Origin of the sequence: Marinobacter salicampi (assembly GCF_011074795.1) — a bacterium.
GTDB classification, from domain to species: Bacteria; Pseudomonadota; Gammaproteobacteria; order Pseudomonadales; family Oleiphilaceae; genus Marinobacter; species Marinobacter salicampi.
Genome location: NZ_JAAMPF010000014.1, coordinates 112,926 through 133,926 on the forward strand (window position 1 = coordinate 112,926; position 21,001 = coordinate 133,926).

15 protein-coding genes and 1 pseudogene are annotated in these 21,001 nt (G+C 56.2%); 6 read left to right on the forward strand and 10 right to left on the reverse strand.

Annotation, left to right across the window (positions count from 1 at the left end):
* Positions 1-99: 99 nt before the first annotated feature.
* Complete coding sequence (locus tag G7W63_RS07475) at positions 100-1,284, reverse strand: porin (RefSeq protein ID WP_166255536.1); 1,185 nt, start codon at positions 1,282-1,284, stop codon at positions 100-102.
* 631 nt (positions 1,285-1,915) lie between these two features.
* Between G7W63_RS07475 and G7W63_RS07480 the strand changes: the two are divergent.
* The 3 genes and pseudogenes from G7W63_RS07480 to G7W63_RS07490 all read left to right on the forward strand — a co-directional run.
* Positions 1,916-2,123, forward strand: a pseudogene (locus G7W63_RS07480) (carbohydrate ABC transporter substrate-binding protein); the annotation flags it as partial.
* A gap of 251 nt (positions 2,124-2,374) precedes the next feature.
* On the forward strand, positions 2,375-3,148 hold the full coding sequence (locus G7W63_RS07485) for a nitroreductase family protein (protein WP_166255539.1): 774 nt from the start codon (positions 2,375-2,377) through the stop codon (positions 3,146-3,148).
* 156 nt (positions 3,149-3,304) lie between these two features.
* Positions 3,305-4,594, forward strand: coding sequence for a cyclic di-GMP phosphodiesterase (locus G7W63_RS07490; protein WP_242634349.1), 1,290 nt, complete (start codon positions 3,305-3,307; stop codon positions 4,592-4,594).
* 7 nt (positions 4,595-4,601) lie between these two features.
* Here the strand turns inward: G7W63_RS07490 and glk are convergent, their stop codons facing one another.
* A complete protein-coding gene (gene glk, locus G7W63_RS07495) occupies positions 4,602-5,600 on the reverse strand; it encodes a glucokinase (protein WP_166255542.1) in 999 nt (332 codons plus the stop codon).
* Positions 5,597-7,417 carry a phosphogluconate dehydratase gene (gene edd / locus G7W63_RS07500; protein WP_166255545.1) on the reverse strand — a complete coding sequence of 607 codons (1,821 nt, stop codon included), beginning with the start codon at positions 7,415-7,417 and terminating at the stop codon, positions 5,597-5,599. Before edd ends, glk begins: the two co-directional genes overlap by 4 nt.
* Positions 7,418-7,569: 152 nt before the next feature.
* On the opposite strand from edd, the gene gap reads away from it, so the two are divergent.
* Positions 7,570-8,574: a type I glyceraldehyde-3-phosphate dehydrogenase gene (gap, locus tag G7W63_RS07505; RefSeq protein ID WP_166255548.1), complete on the forward strand. Its 1,005-nt coding sequence runs from the start codon at positions 7,570-7,572 to the stop codon at positions 8,572-8,574.
* A 114-nt stretch (positions 8,575-8,688) separates the two neighbouring features.
* On the forward strand, positions 8,689-10,137 hold the full coding sequence (gene pyk / locus G7W63_RS07510) for a pyruvate kinase (RefSeq protein ID WP_166255551.1): 1,449 nt from the start codon (positions 8,689-8,691) through the stop codon (positions 10,135-10,137).
* Positions 10,138-10,240: 103 nt separating this feature from the next.
* Here pyk and G7W63_RS07515 read toward each other — a convergent pair whose 3' ends face one another.
* From G7W63_RS07515 to zwf, 3 genes are all read right to left on the reverse strand, one after another.
* Positions 10,241-10,888 carry a bifunctional 4-hydroxy-2-oxoglutarate aldolase/2-dehydro-3-deoxy-phosphogluconate aldolase gene (locus G7W63_RS07515; protein WP_166255554.1) on the reverse strand — a complete coding sequence of 216 codons (648 nt, stop codon included), beginning with the start codon at positions 10,886-10,888 and terminating at the stop codon, positions 10,241-10,243.
* 73 nt (positions 10,889-10,961) lie between these two features.
* Positions 10,962-11,678: a 6-phosphogluconolactonase gene (pgl, locus tag G7W63_RS07520; RefSeq protein ID WP_166255557.1), complete on the reverse strand. Its 717-nt coding sequence runs from the start codon at positions 11,676-11,678 to the stop codon at positions 10,962-10,964.
* Positions 11,665-13,140 (reverse strand): glucose-6-phosphate dehydrogenase, encoded by a 1,476-nt coding sequence (gene zwf / locus G7W63_RS07525; protein ID WP_166255560.1) that lies wholly within the window; start codon positions 13,138-13,140, stop codon positions 11,665-11,667. Before zwf ends, pgl begins: the two co-directional genes overlap by 14 nt.
* Before the next feature lie 220 nt (positions 13,141-13,360).
* Between zwf and hexR the strand changes: the two genes are divergently transcribed.
* Positions 13,361-14,233, forward strand: a complete 873-nt coding sequence (hexR, locus tag G7W63_RS07530; protein WP_166255563.1) for a transcriptional regulator HexR — start codon at positions 13,361-13,363, stop codon at positions 14,231-14,233.
* Between the two features lie 126 nt (positions 14,234-14,359).
* On the opposite strand, the gene G7W63_RS07535 is transcribed toward hexR, so the two are convergent.
* The 4 genes from G7W63_RS07535 to clpX form a co-directional block, all read right to left on the reverse strand.
* Positions 14,360-16,219: a SurA N-terminal domain-containing protein gene (locus tag G7W63_RS07535; RefSeq protein WP_166255566.1), complete on the reverse strand. Its 1,860-nt coding sequence runs from the start codon at positions 16,217-16,219 to the stop codon at positions 14,360-14,362.
* A 309-nt stretch (positions 16,220-16,528) separates the two neighbouring features.
* A complete protein-coding gene (gene hupB, locus G7W63_RS07540; RefSeq protein WP_166255570.1) occupies positions 16,529-16,801 on the reverse strand; it encodes a nucleoid-associated protein HU-beta in 273 nt (90 codons plus the stop codon).
* A 237-nt stretch (positions 16,802-17,038) separates the two neighbouring features.
* Positions 17,039-19,456: an endopeptidase La gene (gene lon, locus G7W63_RS07545; protein ID WP_166255573.1), complete on the reverse strand. Its 2,418-nt coding sequence runs from the start codon at positions 19,454-19,456 to the stop codon at positions 17,039-17,041.
* A 226-nt stretch (positions 19,457-19,682) separates the two neighbouring features.
* The gene (clpX, locus tag G7W63_RS07550) at positions 19,683-20,966 is read right to left on the reverse strand and encodes an ATP-dependent Clp protease ATP-binding subunit ClpX (protein ID WP_166255576.1); all 1,284 of its coding nucleotides are present in this window, start codon (positions 20,964-20,966) and stop codon (positions 19,683-19,685) included.
* Between the last annotated feature and the right edge of the window lie 35 nt (positions 20,967-21,001).

Below are 21,001 nucleotides of genomic sequence, written 5' to 3' on the forward strand. Positions count from 1 at the left end.
ATGTGTGCCGGCAAAGAAAAAAGGACGCTTCGGGTTAACTCAGCGTCCTTTCTATAAGGTTGGGCATCGTGACCGGATTCCCTTCCTTGCGACTGGAACCTAGAAGTCCAGCTGCATCCCCAGGCCAACCAGATCGTAATCGGGTTCGCTTGAGTCAGATTCAAACTGCGACAGTTCGCCCATCAGCGTCAGATTTGGCGTCAGTTGATACCTTGCGAACAGCATCGTCAGCTCGTTGGTATTGGCGGCGACTGGACCGCCGATTCCGGCAATGGCGTCACGGGAGTCCTGGTCGCCTTCACCATAGCTTACGCCCAGGGTTGTTTTTCCAAAGGTAAATGTTGGCTCCACGTACCACTGGGTGGCGTCCACATCAGCATCGTTCAGGGCATCGCCGTACAGGCCATCGGCACCAATACCGGTGGTATCCGTATAGTTGGCCGTGAAACCGAACGCACCCAAGCCTAGGTGGAAGCCAACATCATAGCCCTGAAGATCATATTCAAAACCATTGGAGATCACTTCCAGCTCCTGCTGCAGGAAACCGGTCCAGATCTTGAACATACCGCCATCAAGGTCCATGGCATAGGTAACCTGGCCTTCAAACCGTGGCAGGATCGTTTCAATGTTCGTATTGTCCTCGGGCTCTTCCGGATTAATGATGGCGACTTTCGCAGACAAACCGCCCATGTCCGGGGTGGTATAAACAACATGGGGGTTAAAGTTGGCGTAAACATACCCAGCACCGATGCGGCCGCCGGTGGCGTTACCAAAGTCTGCGCCGGAGAAAACCCGGCCAATGCCTTTGGCACTGCCCACATCGCCTATGGCATTGCTGTTGAAAACCCCGAACCCTTTACCAACCGCCAGATGACCAAAGCCACCAGCAACACCGATCTCTGCAACCCGACTTTCGAACGCGGCATTGTCGTTCTGGGAGAGACTTGGAGATCCCAGGTGCGAGTTAATCTGCAGAGTCCCGGTAACAGTGAGTCCATTCACTTCGGGGGCGAGAAAACCAAAGGTCACATTAGCCGGGTTGAAGCTTGAGGTGATCCGGGTGCCATCCTCGCCATCATCCTTGCCGCTGATATGAGATACGAACACCGGGATCGAGCCGTTCATGGTCGCTTTGTAACCGTCGTCGCTGTCATAGAGAGTCACAGCAGTTACAGGCGCTGATGCAATACCTGCCGATAAGGCCACGCCGATTGCCAACGCCGAAAGCCGAGGAGTACGTAAGGGCGGCTTTTCACTGTTTGAAGGTTTATTGTTTTCGATCATGATAACTTCCTATTTTTGTTTGCGCGGTTTGCAACGTAGCAGGTCATCTTCGCTCTAATGTCATAATTCCCTCATTAAATCAGGGGCTTAAAAATAAGAGGTACATGAGGCCACGCTTTTATCCTGAGCCGGGGAGCCCATGTTCAGCTCGCCTTTTCTGTCAGGACCCCTTAAATCTAACCGCATAATCGAAAAATAGAAAGTTAACGAACATTGTTTTTGGTGTTTTAACGAACATTTTTACAAAAAAGAATATACCAACATGAAGTTAAGCCTCTTACAATAATATTTATTGTTATATTTCATATATTTCCGTTTATTAAGTGATGGACTAAGTCATTTTCTATCTAGAAAATATAAATTTGAACAAAACGCACTAGCGAAACTTCCTGCGCCAGAATCTTAGGATAAAAAGTGACAAAGCGCGCCTAGTTATCAGTCACATAGTCTGATGACTTTCCTCACTGCCCTGGTTTTAGCCGGTTTCTCGTCTTATATCGGATGGCCGACTTTAGCTCTGGTCGAAGGGACGCCAGCGTTGACGAACATTTTTTTGTTCTTGTTAGATGTTCTTTACCGAACATATCACAGACAACAAAAACAACAGGATTGCGGCCATGATCGGATTCCGAGCGCCAAAGGTCGTTACGACACCTTCGTCAACGATTCGGACCTCATTGGAACCCATTCCCGTAGCGGCTGGGTTCTACCTCTCAGCGACTTCATGGCCGGCGACGGCGCCGAGGTTACCCTGCCGACTCTTGATCGCGCCGAAACAGCAGTTTCGCGACCGTTATGGCTATGAGCTCGGCGTGCCGATCAACTGGTCCGCTTATGAAACGCCCCGCCCGGAGCTGAAAGGGGAAAGTTGGTGGCTGGCCCAGCCTGGAGCCCCCAAGCCAGTACTGGCCAATGAGAAGCCCCAGGGTGCTACCATTGCCTATGATGATCTGGTTCGGTCCTGGCAAAACTGAGGCCGGGGAGGGACTGGCATCCAGTCAGGACAAAGGGCAAACTGCCGGACATCGGGTCCTACGTCAGCTAACCCTGGCCCGGGTCCTGCCCTGTTCACCTGTCACCGAGCGATGACATGCTAAAAAATGAATCCAGCACTGCCAGGGACCGAGCCCTGGACGACCCGCGGCCGGCGCTACCACCCATTGACGTGGAGGAATTTCGGAAGGTGGTGCGAAGCCGCCGTTCTATCAGGCGATTTACCGACGAGGAGGTGCCCGGGCGTATCCTTGACGACTGCCTGGAACTGGCCATGCTGGCACCCAATTCCAGCAACCTCCAGCCCTGGGAATTCTACGTGGTGTCGACGCCCGCCATAAAGCAGAGACTGGCCGAGGCCTGCCTGGGTCAGAACGCCGCCAGAACCGCGCCGGTCCTCATCGGCATAGTCGCGCGGACCAACACCTGGCGGGCCAACAGTCAGCGTAACCTTGACGAATGGCCTGAGGAAAAACGCCCGGGCATCGTTGAAAAATATTATTCCAGGATCGCCCCACTCCATTACAACCAGGGGCCGCTTGGCCTGTTCGGGCTGGCGAAAAAGGCCGCCGGTTTGGCGGTTGGGCTTCGCAGGCCGGTACCCCGGGGGCCCTATTCGCCCTGTGAAATGAAAGTATGGGCTGCCAAATCCACGGCGCTCGCCGCCGAGAATCTCATGTTGGCGGCCCGGGCCCACGGCTTTGACAGCTGCCCCATGGAAGGTTTCGATGACCATCGGGTGAGAAAGATCCTCGGAGTACCCAGGGACGGAATTGTCATTATGGTCCTTGCCCTGGGACGTCGCGCTGAAAATGGCGTGTACAACCGTCAGTACCGCTTTGCGCCGGAAGACTTTATCCGCCGGTTGTAGAGTTCGCCGGACACCGAATTTAACAATAATTTTGTAGGGACAGAGGTCTCCGGTAGCTACCATATAGTTTGGGATGAAGTTTCAGGTCCGGTAGGCCAAGGGCGACTCTGCATGGCTGGCAAGCCGGCACTGCGTGCATGAATAACGGGGTGGGCTTTGGAAGCGTTAGAATTCGTTGAGACCGAAGTTCCGGTGTCTGACCTGCAGCTAGGCATGCACGTTCTGAGACTCGATTGCGACTGGGAATCCACCGATTTTCCGCTGCAAGGGTTCATTATTCGCTGCCAGGAAGACATCCACGCCCTGCAGGAACAATGCACATCGGTTTTCATTGAAGGGCGCGTAACCTACCAGTCCCGTCATACCTCCTCTTCACTGTTTCGCAAGACAAAGGCCGCAGCTCCCGTTCGGCGGGTGACCTATATCAACAAGATTCCTTTCCGGGACGAGCTGGACGCCGCCATGGCGAGTTTCCATGCCTGTCGCAACCTGGCCAAGGACATACTCACCTCCGTCCGGCTGGGCCGTGTTATCGATCTCAATGAAGTGCGTCCAGTGGTGAAAGGTGTAGTGAACAGTGTCATCCGAAATCAGGCGGCACTGCTGTGGCTGACCCAGATCCGGAACAAGGATGACTACACTGCCGAACACTGCATGAATGTCTGTGTGCTGTCCGCCGCCTTCGGAAGGCATCTGGGCATCGAAGGCAAGGACCTTGAGGTTCTCGCCCTGGCTGGTTTGCTGCATGATGTTGGCAAGATCAAGGTGGACGACGCTGTACTTAACAAGCCCGGCGCTTATACGCCGGAAGAATTTGCTGAAATGAAGATGCACCCGGTCTATGGGCGCCAGGTGTTGATGGCGGTTAACGGCCTGGAATCAACTGCGGTCGACGTTGCCTACGACCATCATGAACGCATGGATGGCACTGGCTACCCCAGGGGCTTACTTCAACACCAGATTCCCTATTTTGCCAAGATCGTTGCGGTGGTCGATGCCTACGATGCGATTACCGGCCACCGGGTCTACGACAGCGCCAAATCCTCAAAACAGGCGCTGGATATTCTTTATAAATGCCGCGGCACCCAGTTCGACGATGACCTTGCGCTAGAATTCATCCGCTTCACCGGCATATACCCACCCGGTGCCCTGGTGGAGCTATCCACGGGGGAAATCGGGCTGATACTGCAATCCAACCCCGTCAATCGGTTGCGCCCGCGCCTGTTGGTTGTGCGGGACGCCGGCAAGGCCCCATGCCGTGAGCGGGTGCTTGATCTGATGAGCCTTAACATCGGCGACGGCAAACCCGTCACCGTGCTGAAGGAGTGGCCCAACGGCAGCTTCGGAATAGACCTGAAGCACTACCTTGAGCTTGGCCTTCAGCTCAGGAAAGAGGCAGAGGCTGGGGGACAGGCTGAAAGCGACGTGCTTGAGTACTTCACCTAGCCACAACTCAGTTCTGCAAGCGGCCGACCTCCTCGTTGCCAAGAGCTTCTGCCGAGCCATACAGGGCAGTAGCGTCGTCAGTCACCAGATACACAGGGGTAGCCTCCATTATCGAACGCATTCTGCCCTTGGCCTCGAACCCCGCCCGAAATCCGCTTTCAGCCAGAAACTCCGCCATCCGCGGCAGCAATCCGCCACACAGGTACACCCCGCCACGACTGCCCAGGGTAAGTGCCGCGTTACCGGCAACCCGTCCGAGCCATTCGCAGAACTGTAAGAGCGTTGCCCGGGCCAGTGTATCGGAGTTCCCGACCGCTGCTTGCACAACCTGTTGCGGTGTCGTGAACGGTCCGGACTGGCCCTGCATCTGAGCATAGGCCTGATAGAGGTTGACCAGGCCCGGTCCCGATAGAACCCGCTCTGCGGATACCCGCCCGAATCGCCTGCGCAGGATACGCAGCAGTTCGATCTCGTCATCGGAGCTGACCGGTAGATCCACATGGCCCCCTTCGGTGGCCAGTGGCACCCAGCCATTTCGGGTGGGCACCAACCCCGATACCCCGAGACCAGTTCCGGGACCGATCACCAGACGTGGGCTTGCATGTTCTGCCGGCCCTCCCCCAAGTGCCACCAGATGTTCATTTGATACATGAGGCACTCCCAGTGCCATGGCGGTGAAGTCATTGATCACCTTGAGTGTCTGCCAGCCAAATCGCCTTTTAAGCTCCGAAATACGGAATTGCCAGGGGTTATTGGTCATGGCAATTGCATCACCCCGAATGGGAGAGGCCAGTGCGATACAGGCCCTGTCGATAGCATCCCCGGAGATGGCTGCCTTTTCCAGGTAGGTTTCAATAGCCTGCTGGAGACTTCGATAATCCGCGCACAGGACTCGCTGTGCATGGTCCGGCTGTGCCGGATCGTCTGCCACAAGGGCGAAGCGTGCGTGGGTACCACCGATATCCGCTACCAGCCCTAGGCTTGTTGTGGCGGTCGTGCTGGTCATGATTCATGATTCCAGAACGAGCAGGCGCCCTCCTCCGGGGTGCTCGCAGAGCGGCGCATCCAGCCGAACAACTCACGACCCAGCCCGGTATGCGAGCCTCGCAGATCGGGTAATGCCGGTGACCGCTCCGCCAACTCATGCTCCGGTACATTCAGGTTGAGCCTGCCTTCGACAGCGTCGACACAGATCATGTCACCGGTTTGGATCTTTGCCAGTACGCCGCCGTCCAGGGCCTCAGGGTATACGTGAATGGCAGCCGGAACCTTCCCGGAAGCGCCGGACATACGCCCATCCGTCACCAGGGCGACATGAAAACCCCGGTCCTGCAGGACCCCCAGATAAGGGGTCAGGTTGTGAAGTTCGGGCATGCCGTTTGCCCTCGGTCCCTGAAACCGGACAACCACCACGCAGTCCCGGTTCAGCTCGCCGGCCTCAAACGCGGCGGCAAGCTCATTCTGGTCATTGAACACCACGGCTGGCGCCTCCACCCGATGGTGCTCGCGGGCGACTGCCGAGACCTTCATGACCCCCCGCCCCAGGTTGCCATCAAGAACCCTCAGGCCCCCCTCCGGTGCAAAGGGCTGGCGGGCGGTGCTGAGCACCGAAGGATCTTGGCTTTCCCTGGCAGCGGGCGTCCAGACCAATTTGCTGTCCTTGCATTCAGGCATGCGGGTATACCGGTCCAGGCCGTGACCGACGATGGTCTGGACGTCGTTGTGCAGATATCCCGCATCAAGCAGCTCGCGGATCAGGAAAGGCGTGCCGCCAGCGTCATGAAATGCGTTAACGTCGGCCTGGCCGTTGGGATAAATTCGGGTCATGGAGGGTACAACTGATGACAGCTCAGCATAGTCGTTCCAGTCGATCAGTATGCCGGCGGCACGGGCGACAGCAATCCAGTGAATGGTATGGTTGGTTGAGCCTCCGGTAACCAGCAAGGCGACCACGGCATTAACGATGCTCTTCTCATCAACCATATCTGCCAGGCCGAGCTCGCCGCCGTTGGGACGTGACAGCCGGATCGCCTGTTCTGCTGCGGCTCGCGTCAGTCCATCACGGACCGGCGTATTGGGATTAGCAAACGCTGCGCCAGGCAAGTGCAACCCCATGACCTCAACCATCATCTGGTTACTGTTGGCAGTGCCATAAAATGTGCAGGTACCCGGGCTGTGGTACGACTGTATCTCTGCTTCCAGAAGCTCGTCCTTACCAATCTTGCCCTCCGCATAGAGCTGGCGAATCCGCTGTTTCTCCTTGTTTGGCAAGCCGGAAGGCATGGGCCCCCCGGGCACCAGCACAGTGGGCAGGTAGCCAAAGCTAAGGGCACCAATTAACAGTCCTGGCACGATCTTGTCGCAGATACCCAGAAGGGCCACCGCATCGAACATGTTGTGACTGAGCGCTATGGCCGTGCTCATGGCAATGACGTCCCGGGAGAACAGGCTCAGTTCCATACCGGGCTGGCCCTGGGTTACCCCGTCACACATGGCCGGCGTGCCGCCCGCAAACTGGGCCACTGACCCCATGCTATGGGCGGCATCACGAATGAGCCCGGGAAAGCGTTCATAGGGCTGATGCGCTGACAACATGTCGTTATAGGCCGATACGATGGCCAGATTGGCCTTGTTCATGAGCTTCAAGGTGTCCTTGTCACCAGGACTACAGGAGGCAAAGCCATGGGCGAGGTTGCCACAGGAGAGCACTTCCCTGTGGGGCGACTGGGAAGCGAGTTCCGCCATATGGGCAAGATAGTCCCCCCGGCTTTTGCGACTCCTGTCAATGATTCGGCGAGTAACCTTGTCGACGGTCGGGTGCATGCGTGTTCTCCTCAGTCAGCTTGGGCGGCCCTTTTGACCGTAATTTTACGTTCTTTTGTTCGTTTATTCACGATTCATTGTTCATTAGCTCATAAAATGTTGTTATATTTACTACATCAACAATAAAATTACCTACGCCAGTGGAGCTAATCATGACTATTCGCATTGCAATCAATGGCTTCGGCCGCATTGGCCGCAACATCGTCCGCGCACTTTACGAAAATAACTACCGCAACCGCATTCAGGTCGTGGCGATCAACGATCTGGGCGATGCGGAAACCAACGCCCATCTGTTGAAATATGACAGCGTACATGGACGCTTCAATGCAACGGTGCAACACGATGCCGAATCACTGTCTGTGGACGGCGACCGCATCGCCATTACCGCCATTAAAAACCCGGAAGAGCTTCCATGGAAAGACTACCATGTGGACGTGGTTATGGAATGTACCGGGCTCTTCACCTCCCGGACCAAAGCCGCTGCCCACCTCACAGCGGGCGCGCGCAAGGTCATTATTTCGGCGCCCTCCCCTGATGCGGACGCCATGATTGTATTCGGCGTCAACGACGACATGCTCAACAGCGGCCATGACGTCATTTCCAATGCCTCCTGCACCACTAACTGTCTGGCGCCCGTGGTCAAGGCCCTGCATGAAGCCATAGGCATCGAAAGCGGGCTCATGACAACCATCCATTCCTACACCAACGACCAGAAACTGAGCGACGTCTACCATACGGACCTTTATCGCGCGCGCTCGGCCACCCAGTCCATGATTCCGACCAAGACCGGAGCAGCCGCTGCCATTGGCAAGGTGCTTCCAGCCCTGGAAGGGAAGCTCGATGGCCTGGCCGTCCGGGTCCCGGCAATAAATGTTTCGCTGGTCGATTTCAGTTTCATTGCCTGCCGCGACACCAGCGTCGATGAAATCAATCAGGTGGTCAAGGCGGCAGCGTCAGGCAGCGCCGTCATGGGCTATAACAGTGACAAGCTGGTGAGTGTGGACTTCAATCATGACTCGCTCTCAAGTATTTTTGACAGCAACCACACCCGGATGATCGGCCGTCAGGCAAAGGTCATGGCCTGGTACGATAATGAGTGGGCATTCTCCAACCGTATGCTGGACAATACCCTGGCGCTTATTAAAGCTGCGGGCTAGACCCCGCGAACAGGCAGCAGGTTTCATTGGGACGACTGGTTTCCATGAGTATGGGCTGGCGTAACGAACGAATGAACGAATGAACGAATGAACGAATGAACAAGGATCCGGATAATGCTCAGGCGCACCAAAATTGTCGCTACCTTAGGCCCGGCAACAGACTCACCCGAATCCCTGGCGGCTATTATCGCCGCCGGCGTGGATGTGACCCGACTCAATTTCTCCCACGGCAGCGCCGAAGATCATATCCAGCGTGCTCGCAATGTGCGGGAGACAGCCAGGGCCCAGGGTCGCTTCGTGGCACTGTTGGCCGACCTGCAGGGACCGAAACTCCGGATTGCCCGGTTCAGTGAAAACAAGGTCACACTCAAGCCGGGACAGACCTTTGTGCTCGATGCCGCCATGGATAAAGAGGCAGGCACCAGTGACCGCGTCGGCATCGACTATGAGCAGCTGATACAGGACGTTAAAACCGGTGACATCCTGGTACTGGATGACGGTCGCATTGAAATGACCGTGGAGTCAGTGGACGAACACAGCATTACCTCCCGCGTCCTCATCGGCGGCCCCCTTTCCAATAATAAAGGGTTGAACAAGCGCGGCGGCGGACTGTCTGCCAGCGCGCTGACTGAAAAAGACAAAGAGGACATAAAAACAGCGGCAGCATTGGGAGCCGACTACGTGGCGGTTTCTTTCGTTCGGACGGCTGAAGACATGCATGTCGCCCGGGCGCTCCTGAAAGAAGCGGGCTCTTCCGCCGGCCTGGTTGCCAAGATTGAACGGGCTGAGCTGGCAGACGATGACGAAGCCCTGGACCGCGTTATCGAGGCCTCGGATGCGGTCATGGTGGCACGGGGCGATCTGGCGGTGGAAATAGGCGATGCCGCTCTTGTGGGCGTGCAGAAGCACATAATCAACCGGGCCCGCACCCTTAACAAAGTAGTGATCACCGCAACGCAGATGATGGAGTCCATGATCGAAAACCCGATGCCGACAAGGGCTGAGGTTTCGGATGTGGCAAACGCGGTTTTCGACTACACCGATGCAGTCATGCTGTCAGCAGAGACGGCCGTAGGCGATTACCCAAAAGAAGCCGTGGAGGCGATGGTACGTATCTGCATCGGCGCCGAAAAGCACCCCTCGACCCATCAATCCAAGCATCGCATTCATGAGTCCATGTCGGAAGTGGATGAAGCCATCGCCCTGTCAGCCATGTACGCCGCCAATCACCTGGAGAACGTGACGGCCATCATCTGCATGAGTGAAACCGGCGCCACGCCGCTGATGATGTCCCGCATAAAGTCCAGCCTGCCCATTTTCTGCTTCTCCCGCCACCATAGCACCCAGCATCGAGTAGCTATGTATCGTGGGGTTCAGACGGTGCCTTTTGATACCGAATCCCTGCCCAACGACCAGATCAATGCCCGGGCTGTGACTCAGTTGATGGACCAGGGTGTGGTAAAAGACGGTGATCTTGTGGTCATGACCAAGGGCGATTATGTGAACGCCCAGGGCGGCACCAATACCATGAAGATCGTTCGAGCCGGTGCTGCCATTCAGTAGGGGCGCTAGCTACAAAAAAGCCCGGGGTGGCCGGGCTTTCCATTACCGTCTCTTTTTCGCAGTCCAGCCGGCCATAAACCAAGCCGGTCTCCGGACTCCAGAATCAGAGATCCGCCAGGCTGGCCCGGGCCAGCTCCGCTATACCCTGCCAGTCCCCTGCATTGACCAGCTCTTGCGGTGTCAACCAGGTTCCACCCACCGCAACCACGTTTGACTGAGCCAAATAGTCTTTCGCGGTATCTCTACGCACACCTCCGGTAGGACAGAACGAAACATCCCCGAAGGGCCCGGCGAACGCCCTCAAGGCCGCAATGCCTCCCGAAACCTCGGCTGGGAAAAACTTGAATTCGCGGTACCCGAGCGCGTAGCCCATCATCATTTCCGATATGGTGGAAACGCCAGGCAGCAGAGGTACGTGGGCCGTCATGCCAAACTCGAGTAGTTCCCGGGTGACACCGGGGGTAATCACGAACTGGGAGCCCACTGCTTCGGCCTCCCGATACTGACTTACGTGGGATACTGTGCCTGCCCCTACCCATACGTCGGGGAAAGCCTTCCGCAGCTGCCGGATGGCACCCAAGCCATGTTCGGTCCGGAGCGTGACCTCGAGTATTTTAATGCCGCCGTCCACGAGTGCCCGGGCAAGGGGTATCGTGTGCTCCGGATTCTGAATGCTAATCACCGGTATCAGGGGACATGCCGCCAATACCGACCGCACCTGGTGACGATGTTCCATGGATAGCTGCGACATAACAGGCTCCTTATAGTCACTCACAACCCTGAGGCCGTGTTCGGCCAGACTCTGGCATGGCACAGAGCGAAGCTCACGGGCTCCAGAAAATCCGGAGACCTGGTTTCAGAAAAGCCCGAATCGGCATGACCTGCTCATCGGACCGGGCAAACGCCTCCTCAAGCGTGGCCAGCTTGTCCGTGCCATGGATAAGCAGCACGGCAGACCTTGCCTGTATCAGAGCCGAGCGGGTAAGGGAGAGGCGCTCGGTCGACTGGGAGGGCGGCGTCATGGCAATGGAACGGGCACTGTTACCGGGGTCCAGGGCACGGCTCAGCTCAGGAGCGTCGGGAAAAAGCGAAGCTGTATGGCCATCGCTACCCATGCCAAGGATTACCACATCCAGCGGCCACTTCAGCTGGTCAAGAGCCCGCTCAGCAGCTGATTGACCTTCAAGTGCCGAAGCACCCTCGAGCTTCAAGGGGTAGAATGTCGCGGCTGCGGCCCGGTCCTGGAGCAGATTGGCGTTCACCAGCCTGGCGTTGCTGTCTTCACTGCTTTGCGGTACCCACCGTTCATCGGTGAGAGTAATCTCCACCCTGGCCCAGTCCAGCGCCTGGGTCCGTAAGGCACGAAAGAACTGAACCGGCGTGCTTCCGCCCGGAACCGCCAGGCTGGCGCGGCCATCCCGGTCAATAGCCCGGCTTAGCTCGCGGGCAACAAACTCCGCTAGGTGGCGCGCGAGGGTCTGCTGATCGGCCGCGATCTCTGGCAGGAGCCCCGCCGGCCAAGACAGATCAGGCATCTTCATACCAGCTTCTCCCGTCTCTGGTGATCATGGCAATAGAGGCAACCGGCCCCCAGGTTCCAGCTGCGTACCTTTTCGGGTGAGCCGCTGGGTCCTGCCAGTGGGACATCACCTGATCTACCCAATGCCAGGCATACTCAACCTCATCGCGACGGACAAACAGGTACTGATTACCTTTCATAGCTTCCCACAGCAGGCGCTCGTAGGCATCAGGAATGCGACTTGTGCTGAACGCTTCGGAAAAGGTCAGCTCCAGCGGACCCTGACGTAACCTCATGCCCTTATCCAGGCCTTGGTCCTTGGTCAGTATCTGAAGCTCCATGCCCTCGTCGGGCTGAAGCCGGATGATGAGCTTGTTGTTGGCCAGATGCTTCTGGTCCGGATCAAAGATGTAGTGGGGAGCCGGCTTGAAATGGATGATGATCTGGGAAAGCTTTTCCGGCAAACGCTTGCCCGTACGTATGTAGAAGGGTACGCCGGCCCAGCGCCAGTTGTGGATCTCAGCCTTCAGCGCCACGAATGTTTCTGTGCTGCTTCCTTTCGCAGCGCCCTCCTCCTGCAGATAACCGGGGACAGGTAAACCGTTACTGGTCCCTGCCGTGTACTGACCGCGCACCAGGTGAGTATCGATCATGTCAGAGGTAATGGGGCGGAGCGCCTTGAGCACTTTTACTTTTTCATCACGGATGCTGTTTGCTGAAAGATCCGCCGGCGGGTCCATGGCAATCAGACATAACAATTGCAGAAGATGATTCTGGATCATATCCCGCATCTGGCCGGCTTTGTCAAAGTACCCCCAGCGGCCTTCAATGCCTACGCTCTCGGCTACGGTAATTTCCACGTGGGAGATATGGTTCTGGTTCCACTGTGTAGCGAACAGATTATTGGCAAAACGTAAGGCGATCAGGTTCTGGACGGTTTCCTTGCCAAGGTAGTGATCAATACGGAACAGCTGGTTCTCGTTGAAAACCTCCGCAAGCTGGTTATTGATAACTTTTGACGAGCTCAGGTCGTGCCCGATGGGTTTTTCTACCACGATACGGGTGTCCGCATTGCAACAGCCCTGGTCACGCAGGTTCCGCGCTATCACGCCATAGAGGGAGGGTGGGGTCGCCATATAGACAATCAGCTCCCCACCGCCCCGGGCACGCCATTCATTCAGAAGGCCGTAGCCCTGTTCACTCTCAAAGTCGAAACAGAGGTAATCGACCCGATCCAGGAACCGGGCCAGCACCCCCTCGTCAATATCCTCAGCTTTGACATAGCTCTGAATGCTCTCTGCCAGCTGAGCCCTGATAGCAGCCGTACTGTCATCACTGCGAGCCAGCGCCAGGACACGACTGTTTGGCTCAAGCAAGCCGGCTCGTTCCAGCTGGTAAAGGGCCGGGAACAATTTGCGCTGAGCCAGATCACCCAGAGCACCGAACATGATCAGGTCACAACGCGTACTGCTTTTGCCGACCATAGGCATTTCTTCCTGTCACAGGTGCCGGTGCCAATCCCGCTTGTCTGGGGACAGGCCCGACATATAATGTAGTAATATTACCTAAGTTATGACACACAGAAGTGTGTATTCCCAGGTGGCGCCCGGATATTTGATACTTATACTACCGCTTTTGCTGGCGAAACAGGGTATAATCCGCCTCCAGAGGGTCCTTAAACGCCAAGCCAGAGAGGAGCTTTTCATGGCAGCCAAGCATGCCTACCAGGATGACAATATTCTTAGCGTTATCCAGGACAGACTCGACACGCTGAACAAGTCCGAACGTAAGGTCGCTGAAGCCATACTGAACGACCCGACGTCAGCCACCCGGTACAGTATCGCATCCCTCGCCCGGGCAGCGGAGGTCAGCGAACCGACCGTAAACAGGTTCTGCCGAAATTTCTCCGCCACCGGCTTCCCCGACTTCAAGATACGCCTGGCTCAAAGCATCGCAACCGGCACCCCTTATGTGGGGCAGAACATCAGCCCTGAAGATTCGGTGGCCGAGTTTGCGGACAAGATCGTTCTCACCACCATAGCCAATCTGGATAAAGCCCGGCAAGCCCTCTCGGCCAAAGCGCTAGCCCTGACTATCGACCATCTTATCCAGGCCAAACAGATCAATTTTTTCGGAATGGGCGGATCCGCCCCGGTTGCCCTGGACGCCCAACACAAGTTTTTTCGTTTTAACATTCCGGTGATGAGTTATGACGATGCGCTTATGCAGCGGATGGTTGCCGCAGGCTCTGCTACAGGGGATGTGATCGTGGTGATCTCCTATACCGGTCGTACTAGGGAGATGATCGAAATTGCGGAAATAGCCCGTGCCAATGGGGCCACGGTGATCGGAATTACTGCGCCAGATTCGCCCCTGTCCAAGGTGTGCACGGTAGCACTCGAGGTTACCGCATCAGAGGACACAGAGGTCTATATGCCGATGACTTCGCGGATCATTCACCTGACAGTGATCGATATCCTGGCTACCGGAGTGACCCTCAAGCGCGGCCCTGATTTCCAGCAACACCTCAAGAAAATCAAGGACAGCCTCAAGCCTACCCGCTTACCTATTCAATAAGGGTCAGCGGTCGGCCCCTGAAGAGCGAAGATACAGGACGATAGAGATAGTACAGCCATAGACTGCCGCAATGGGAAGGGTCCGGCAGCCCTGACGCGCCGTCGCATGCCAGGGCTGCCGGATGATTCAGGGCCTTTCGACGTCCGCGCGGTCACGCAGCAGTTGGCGATAAGCCCGGTATTCGCGCTCGGCCATTTGGGCCGCAACAAACTCCTGCCATTGCTCCAGTTCCTGCTCCTTGTTCTCCGTTGCCACGGCTTCCACATCATCAAGGGCAATGATGGTGAGAGCCTGGCCAGACTCGGTCATACCGTAGGTAGTGGCTTCTCCCTCGGGTTCCGGCAGCTCAAAGGTACGACGCAGAACCTGTTGGTCGACTTCCTGACTGGAGCGCGATACGCCCGTGTATGACTGCCAGCTCTCGACAGGTATCTCAAGATCCTCCAGGGATTCCCCATCCTGAAGCCGGGCGATCAGATCACGCCCGAGGTCCGAAAGAGCTTCCTGGGTACGCTGCTCAACCAGCTGCGTCCGAATCTCTTCACGCACCTCTTCAAATGGCTGCTGGGCACCAGGCTGATACTCACGTACCCGCGCCACAACAGAAGTGCCGGGGCTGACATCAATGACTTCGGTATTGTATTGATCATCGAGCACATCATCAGAGAACAGCTGGCGCACCAGCCCCTGATGACTGAAGACGCCCTCGCCCCCTTCCCGGGTTATGCCATCCTGAGTCTTCAGCTCCAGACCCAGCTCTTCTGCCGGTACCTCCAGGTTATCCTCGGCATACGCAAGGTCAGAAAGGCGCGAGCGCAGCTCGGCATATCGGTCGCCGGCGCGCTCCTCGGCCAGCTGACTACGCAGCTGAGGCTTCATCTCCTCAAAAGACGGCGGCTCCTTGGAGCGAACATCCGTGACCTTGATCAGATGAGTGCCGTACTGGGTTTCAACCGGATCGGATACCTCGCCCTCTTCCAGGGCAAACATCGCATCCTCAAACGCACTGTCGAAGACTCCCCGACCGGCATAACCCAGGTCACCGCCGTCCTGCGCTGATGACAGGTCGTCGGAATAGGTTTTAGCCAGCTCGTCGAAGTCCTCGCCGGCTTCCAGCTTCTGCTGTACCTCAGCCAGCTTCTGCTCTGCCTCATCACCGTCTTCAATGAGAATGTGTGAGGTTTTGCGCTCTTCGGAGGCAAGATCGTCCACCTGGTTCTCGTACTCTTGGCGAAGATCACTTTCACTGACTTCGATCTGTTCAGCCAGGTCGTCAAGAGAAAGCTCGACATAGGCGGCTTCAACCTGCTCCGGCTGCTTGAACTGCCCGGGATTCTGTTCGTAGTATTCCTTTACGTCCTCGTCAGAAACCTCAACCTGCCCTTCAACCATGCTGGGGCTAAGCTCAAAGGTCCGGAAGTCCCGGGCTTGATACTGAATGTCCAGGAGTCTCTGTACGACCTGAGGAGACACAAGCCCGCTTTTGAGAATACCGGCACGGATCTGGTTGACGACAAACTGGCGTCGCATAGCATCCCGGAATTCCATGGGCCCCATACCCATATTTCTGATAACAGCCACGAAGCGGTCGCGGTTAAATTCGCCGTCTACCTGGAACTGGGCCATCTGGGTGATCAGGCGGTCAATGTCCTCGTCGGACAGCTCAAGACCCTGACGGGCCGCATCCTGAGTAAGGACCGTTTCCTGGATCATGGCGTTCAGTACCTCGCGCCGGATCTCGTCGTCGTCCAGCAGCGACGGGTCAGCCGTATCCATCTCAGACAGGGCACGTTGACGCTCCATCTGCACCACGCGCATGAACTCGCGTTCGGTAATGGGCTCACCATCAACAACAGCCACTTCGGGCTCTCCTGAGAAGCCGCCAATAATAGCGTCCACGCCCCACATGGAAAGGGCGACAATCAGAAGTCCCACAATGATTTTGGCAATAGTGCCCTGGGAATTTTCTCGGATATCTTGAAGCATGGTCCTCCCAGATCGCCGGCGGCAGTGCAGCCCTTCGTAAAAGAGCGATCACATTTGCAGGCGTCAGGCCTCTCGCAATTCATTCGGAAAGCCAGCGTTCAGGCCCTGCTTTGCACTGTGCGGCAAGCGGTAGTCCCCGATAAACTGACATGCGCAACGTAAAAAGGCGCACCCTGATGGAATGCGCCCCGACTTCGTTTGAAAGCAACCTCTACCCGGTTTTACCGTCCCGAACTTGGATAAGCCGATGGGTCATACGGGGGTCGCTCCGGCTACACCATAAATGATGGAGCCTAGCGAAAGAGACCGTTACTTAACGGCGTCCTTCAGAGCCTTACCTGCCTTGAACCCAGGCACCTTGGATGCCGGAATCTTGATTTCAGCGCCAGTTTGCGGATTGCGACCAGTACGGGCTGCACGCTCTTTAACGGAGAAAGTACCGAAACCAATCAAAGTCACCTGATCGCCTTCTTTAAGGGCACTAGTAACGGAGTTGATCATGGCATCCAGGGCACGACCGGCACTGGCTTTGGAGATATCAGCTGACTCTGCAATTGAATCAATAAGTTCGGACTTGTTCACACTAAACCCCTTCGATTTCAGGTTGAAGATGTTATAGGTTGGTTTGTTTTTCTTGGACGCTCTCGACTATCGCACAAGCAGTCGGAGAATTCCATTTTTCACTTTTCTTATTCCCTGCGGCTGACTCTAGAAGATCAAAATAGCCGCATACTGCGCGGGAGCCCTTGGTATTGGCTGCTTCACGGCGAAACAGTTATACCAATGGGCTCTCTAGCCTGTCAACAAGACCTGTGCTGTTTAATGTGTATTTATGCGCTCTGCGTTGTCCCCGTCATCGTCACGGGTGCTGCCTGATTTGGACCGTGACTCGGGATCTTCAGCGAGCGGTGCTGGCGGGTAGGCCAGTGCGATATCTAGAACTTCGTCAATCCATTTCGCCGGAAGGATCTCCAGTGACTTCTTGATATTGTCTGGTATCTCCTTGAGATCGCGAACATTCTCATCTGGAATGATGACCGTCTTGATGCCGCCCCGGTGAGCCGCAAGCAGCTTTTCCTTGAGGCCGCCTATGGGCAGCACACGCCCGCGCAGAGTGATTTCGCCGGTCATGGCGACATCCGCACGGACCGGAATATTGGTCAGCGCAGAGACCAGGGCCGTGCACATCCCAATACCGGCGCTAGGGCCGTCTTTCGGCGTTGCCCCCTCCGGCACGTGGACATGCAGGTCATGTTTCTCATGGAAATCCTCGGCGATACCAAGACCGACGGCACGGCTTCTGACCACGGTAAGGGCGGCCTGTATCGACTCCTGCATGACGTCACCGAGAGAGCCCGTCTTGACCACGCGACCCTTGCCCTTGGTCAGGGCACATTCGATGGTGAGCAATTCACCGCCCACCTGGGTCCAGGCCAGACCGGTCACCTGACCAACCTGGTTCTTTTCTTCCGCAAGACCATACTTGTACTTCTGGACGCCGGAGTAATCCTCAAGCACCTCAGGGGTGATCTCTACCGTGGTCTTTTCCCCGCTCTGAACGTGGTCGCGAACCACTTTTCGACAGATCTTGGCAATTTCCCGTTCCAGGCCACGTACACCGGCTTCCCGGGTGTAGTACCTGATGACATCACGCAAGGTCGCCTCAGGCATTTCAAGCTCCCCTTTGCGCAGGCCATTGGCCTTGATCTGCTTGGGCAAAAGGTACTTGAGGGCAATATTGACCTTTTCATCCTCGGTGTACCCCGGGATTCGGATAATTTCCATCCGGTCCAAAAGTGCTGACGGAATGTCCATGGAGTTGGAGGTACAAACAAACATCACATCCGACAGATCATAATCCACTTCCAGGTAATGATCGTTGAAGGTGTGATTTTGCTCTGGATCAAGCACCTCCAGCAAGGCAGAGGCCGGGTCGCCCCTGTGATCCATACCCATCTTGTCTATTTCGTCAAACAGAAACAGCGGGTTCTTGACTTCGACCTTTGCCAGCTTCTGCAACAATTTGCCAGGCAGCGCTCCAATGTAGGTCTTTCGGTGACCGCGGATCTCGGCCTCGTCCCGAACGCCACCCAAAGCCATGCGGGTGTATTTCCGGTTGGTTGCCCGGGCAATGGACTGACCCAGGGAGGTCTTACCGACGCCAGGAGGGCCCACCAGGCACAGCACAGGGCCCTTGATCTTCTTGACCCGGCTCTGGACTGCCAGATACTCAAGAATACGCTTTTTGACCTCATCCAGGCCGTAGTGATCCTCATCCAGAATTTCACGGGCCTTCTCTATATCATGACGAACGCGACTGCGCTTTTTCCAGGGCACAGCCAGCATCCAGTCAATATAGCCCCGCACCACGGTGGCTTCGGCCGACATGGGCGACATCATCTTGAGCTTGTTCAGCTCAATTTCGGTTTTCTTGCGCGCCTCTTCCGGCAGGCCGGCTTCCTCAAGCCTGTTTTCGAGATCTTCGAAGTCGTTGTTACCTTCCCCCATAGAGCCCATCTCTTTCTGGATGGCCTTCATCTGCTCGTTGAGGTAGTACTCACGCTGGCTGCGCTCCATCTGCTTCTTGACGCGGCCGCGGATCCGCTTCTCCACCTCGATCAGGTCGATCTCACCATCCAGCTTACCCAGCAGCAGGTCAACGCGCAGCCGGACATCCAGGGCTTCAAGCAGTTCCTGCTTTTCCGGTATCCGCAACTCAAGATGGGCAGCCATGGTGTCGGCAAGACGCTCAAGCTCATGAATGCCGGTCAGGGCATTGGAGACTTCCGAGGGGACTTTTTTGGAGAGTTTGACGTATTTTTCGAATTCCTCGGTCAGGGTTTTAACCAGAACCTCTTCTTCACGCTCAGGCAGCGATTCCTCTTCCATCAGCACGGCTTGAGCGGTCAGATAGTCGCCGTCCGCAATACTGTCCAGTTTGGCCCGGGCGTTGCCCTCCACCAGCACCTTGACCGTGCCGTCCGGCAATCTCAGCATCTGCAGCACAGTTGCCAGGGTACCCATGTTGAACACATCCTTTGGGCCTGGATCATCGGTTCCGGCATCCCTCTGGGCTACCAGCAGAATCTCCTTGCTACCTTCCATCGCGGCTTCCAATGCCTGTATCGATTTTTCGCGCCCGACAAACAGCGGTACCACCATATGCGGGAAAACCACCACATCACGCAGCGGGAGCATCGGGTACTCGTTTACAGACACTTGGGCTGTCAGGGTCATATGGAATCCTCTGATGACGTTTAATTCAGCATACCATCGTTCATTGGGGCAGCCTGCGTAATTACAATCTCTTTTGGGCCGCCTTGGCTGCCTGGAACCGCGGCGCTGCAGCGATGGAACCAACGCCTAAAAGCTTTCCGGTAGCCCCGCGGCGCAAAAAAGAGAAAAAAAAAGGGCGTCGCCGCCCTTTTTTCATCCGTTATCGGTAACCGGAGCAGAACCTGGGTCAATCCTCCGGCACGGCCTTGGCATGATCGCTGCTGGCGTAAATTTTGAACGGCTCCGAATCGCCCTTGATCACGCTTTCATCGATCACCACCTTGGAAATGCCATGCTCAGACGGTATCTGATACATGGTATCCAGCAAGGTCGCTTCCATTATGGAGCGCAAACCACGGGCCCCGGTCTTACGGCTCATGGCTTTATGGGCCACAGCTCGCAGGGCATCTTCCCGGAAGTCCAGTTCGACACCTTCCATGTCAAAAAGTTTCTGGTACTGCTTGGTCAGCGCATTCTTGGGCTCGGTCAGAATCTGGATCAGCGCCTCTTCATCAAGTTCGGTCAGTGTTGCCACAACCGGAAGCCGGCCGACAAACTCCGGAATCAGGCCGTACTTGACCAGATCCTCGGTTTCAACATCCTTGATGATCTCACCGGTATTCTTGCGATCCTCCTGGCTGACAACAGACGCCGAGAAACCGATGCTGCTGCGCTCTGAACGGGCCTGGATCACTTTGTCCAGGCCAGCGAAGGCACCGCCACAAATAAACAGGATGTTACCAGTATCAACCTGCAGGAATTCCTGTTGTGGATGCTTGCGGCCGCCCTGGGGCGGCACAGAGGCAACAGTACCTTCGATCAGCTTCAGCAACGCCTGCTGTACGCCTTCACCGGAGACATCACGGGTAATAGACGGGTTATCCGACTTACGTGAGATCTTGTCAATCTCATCAATGTAGACGATGCCACGCTGGGCCTTCTCTACATCGTAGTCGCACTTCTGAAGCAGTTTCTGGATAATATTTTCAACGTCTTCACCCACATAGCCCGCTTCGGTCAGGGTCGTCGCATCGGCAATGGTGAAGGGCACGTTCAGTACCCGCGCCAGAGTCTCTGCGAGCAGCGTCTTGCCGCTGCCTGTAGGGCCAATCAGCAGGATATTGCTTTTGCCAAGCTCGACATCGGCCTTGCCTTCACCGTATCGCAAGCGCTTGTAGTGGTTATAAACCGCAACAGCGAGTACCACCTTGGCTCTATCCTGCCCTATGACATACTCGTTGAGGGTGTCCCGGATTTCAGACGGTGTGGGAAGACGATCACGGCTGTCTTCCTGTGCATTCTCCTGGATTTCTTCCCGGATTATGTCGTTGCACAGGTCGACGCACTCGTCACAGATGAACACCGAAGGCCCTGCGATGAGCTTCCGGACTTCATGCTGGCTCTTTCCACAAAACGAGCAGTAGAGCAACTTGCCGTTATCGTCGCTTCTGCCGTTTCTTTCATCTGCCATTGAAATACCTCTGTCTTTGAGTGCCGGCGCACAGT

Coding starts and splice junctions, on each gene's coding strand:
- G7W63_RS07475 (WP_166255536.1), bottom strand. CDS start 1,284: ATGATCGAAAACAATAAACCTTCAAACAGTGAAAAGCCGCCCTTACGT.
- G7W63_RS07485 (WP_166255539.1), top strand. CDS start 2,375: ATGCTAAAAAATGAATCCAGCACTGCCAGGGACCGAGCCCTGGACGAC.
- glk (WP_166255542.1), bottom strand. CDS start 5,600: ATGACCAGCACGACCGCCACAACAAGCCTAGGGCTGGTAGCGGATATC.
- edd (WP_166255545.1), bottom strand. CDS start 7,417: ATGCACCCGACCGTCGACAAGGTTACTCGCCGAATCATTGACAGGAGT.
- gap (WP_166255548.1), top strand. CDS start 7,570: ATGACTATTCGCATTGCAATCAATGGCTTCGGCCGCATTGGCCGCAAC.
- pyk (WP_166255551.1), top strand. CDS start 8,689: ATGCTCAGGCGCACCAAAATTGTCGCTACCTTAGGCCCGGCAACAGAC.
- G7W63_RS07515 (WP_166255554.1), bottom strand. CDS start 10,888: ATGTCGCAGCTATCCATGGAACATCGTCACCAGGTGCGGTCGGTATTG.
- pgl (WP_166255557.1), bottom strand. CDS start 11,678: ATGAAGATGCCTGATCTGTCTTGGCCGGCGGGGCTCCTGCCAGAGATC.
- zwf (WP_166255560.1), bottom strand. CDS start 13,140: ATGGTCGGCAAAAGCAGTACGCGTTGTGACCTGATCATGTTCGGTGCT.
- hexR (WP_166255563.1), top strand. CDS start 13,361: ATGGCAGCCAAGCATGCCTACCAGGATGACAATATTCTTAGCGTTATC.
- G7W63_RS07535 (WP_166255566.1), bottom strand. CDS start 16,219: ATGCTTCAAGATATCCGAGAAAATTCCCAGGGCACTATTGCCAAAATC.
- lon (WP_166255573.1), bottom strand. CDS start 19,456: ATGACCCTGACAGCCCAAGTGTCTGTAAACGAGTACCCGATGCTCCCG.
- clpX (WP_166255576.1), bottom strand. CDS start 20,966: ATGGCAGATGAAAGAAACGGCAGAAGCGACGATAACGGCAAGTTGCTC.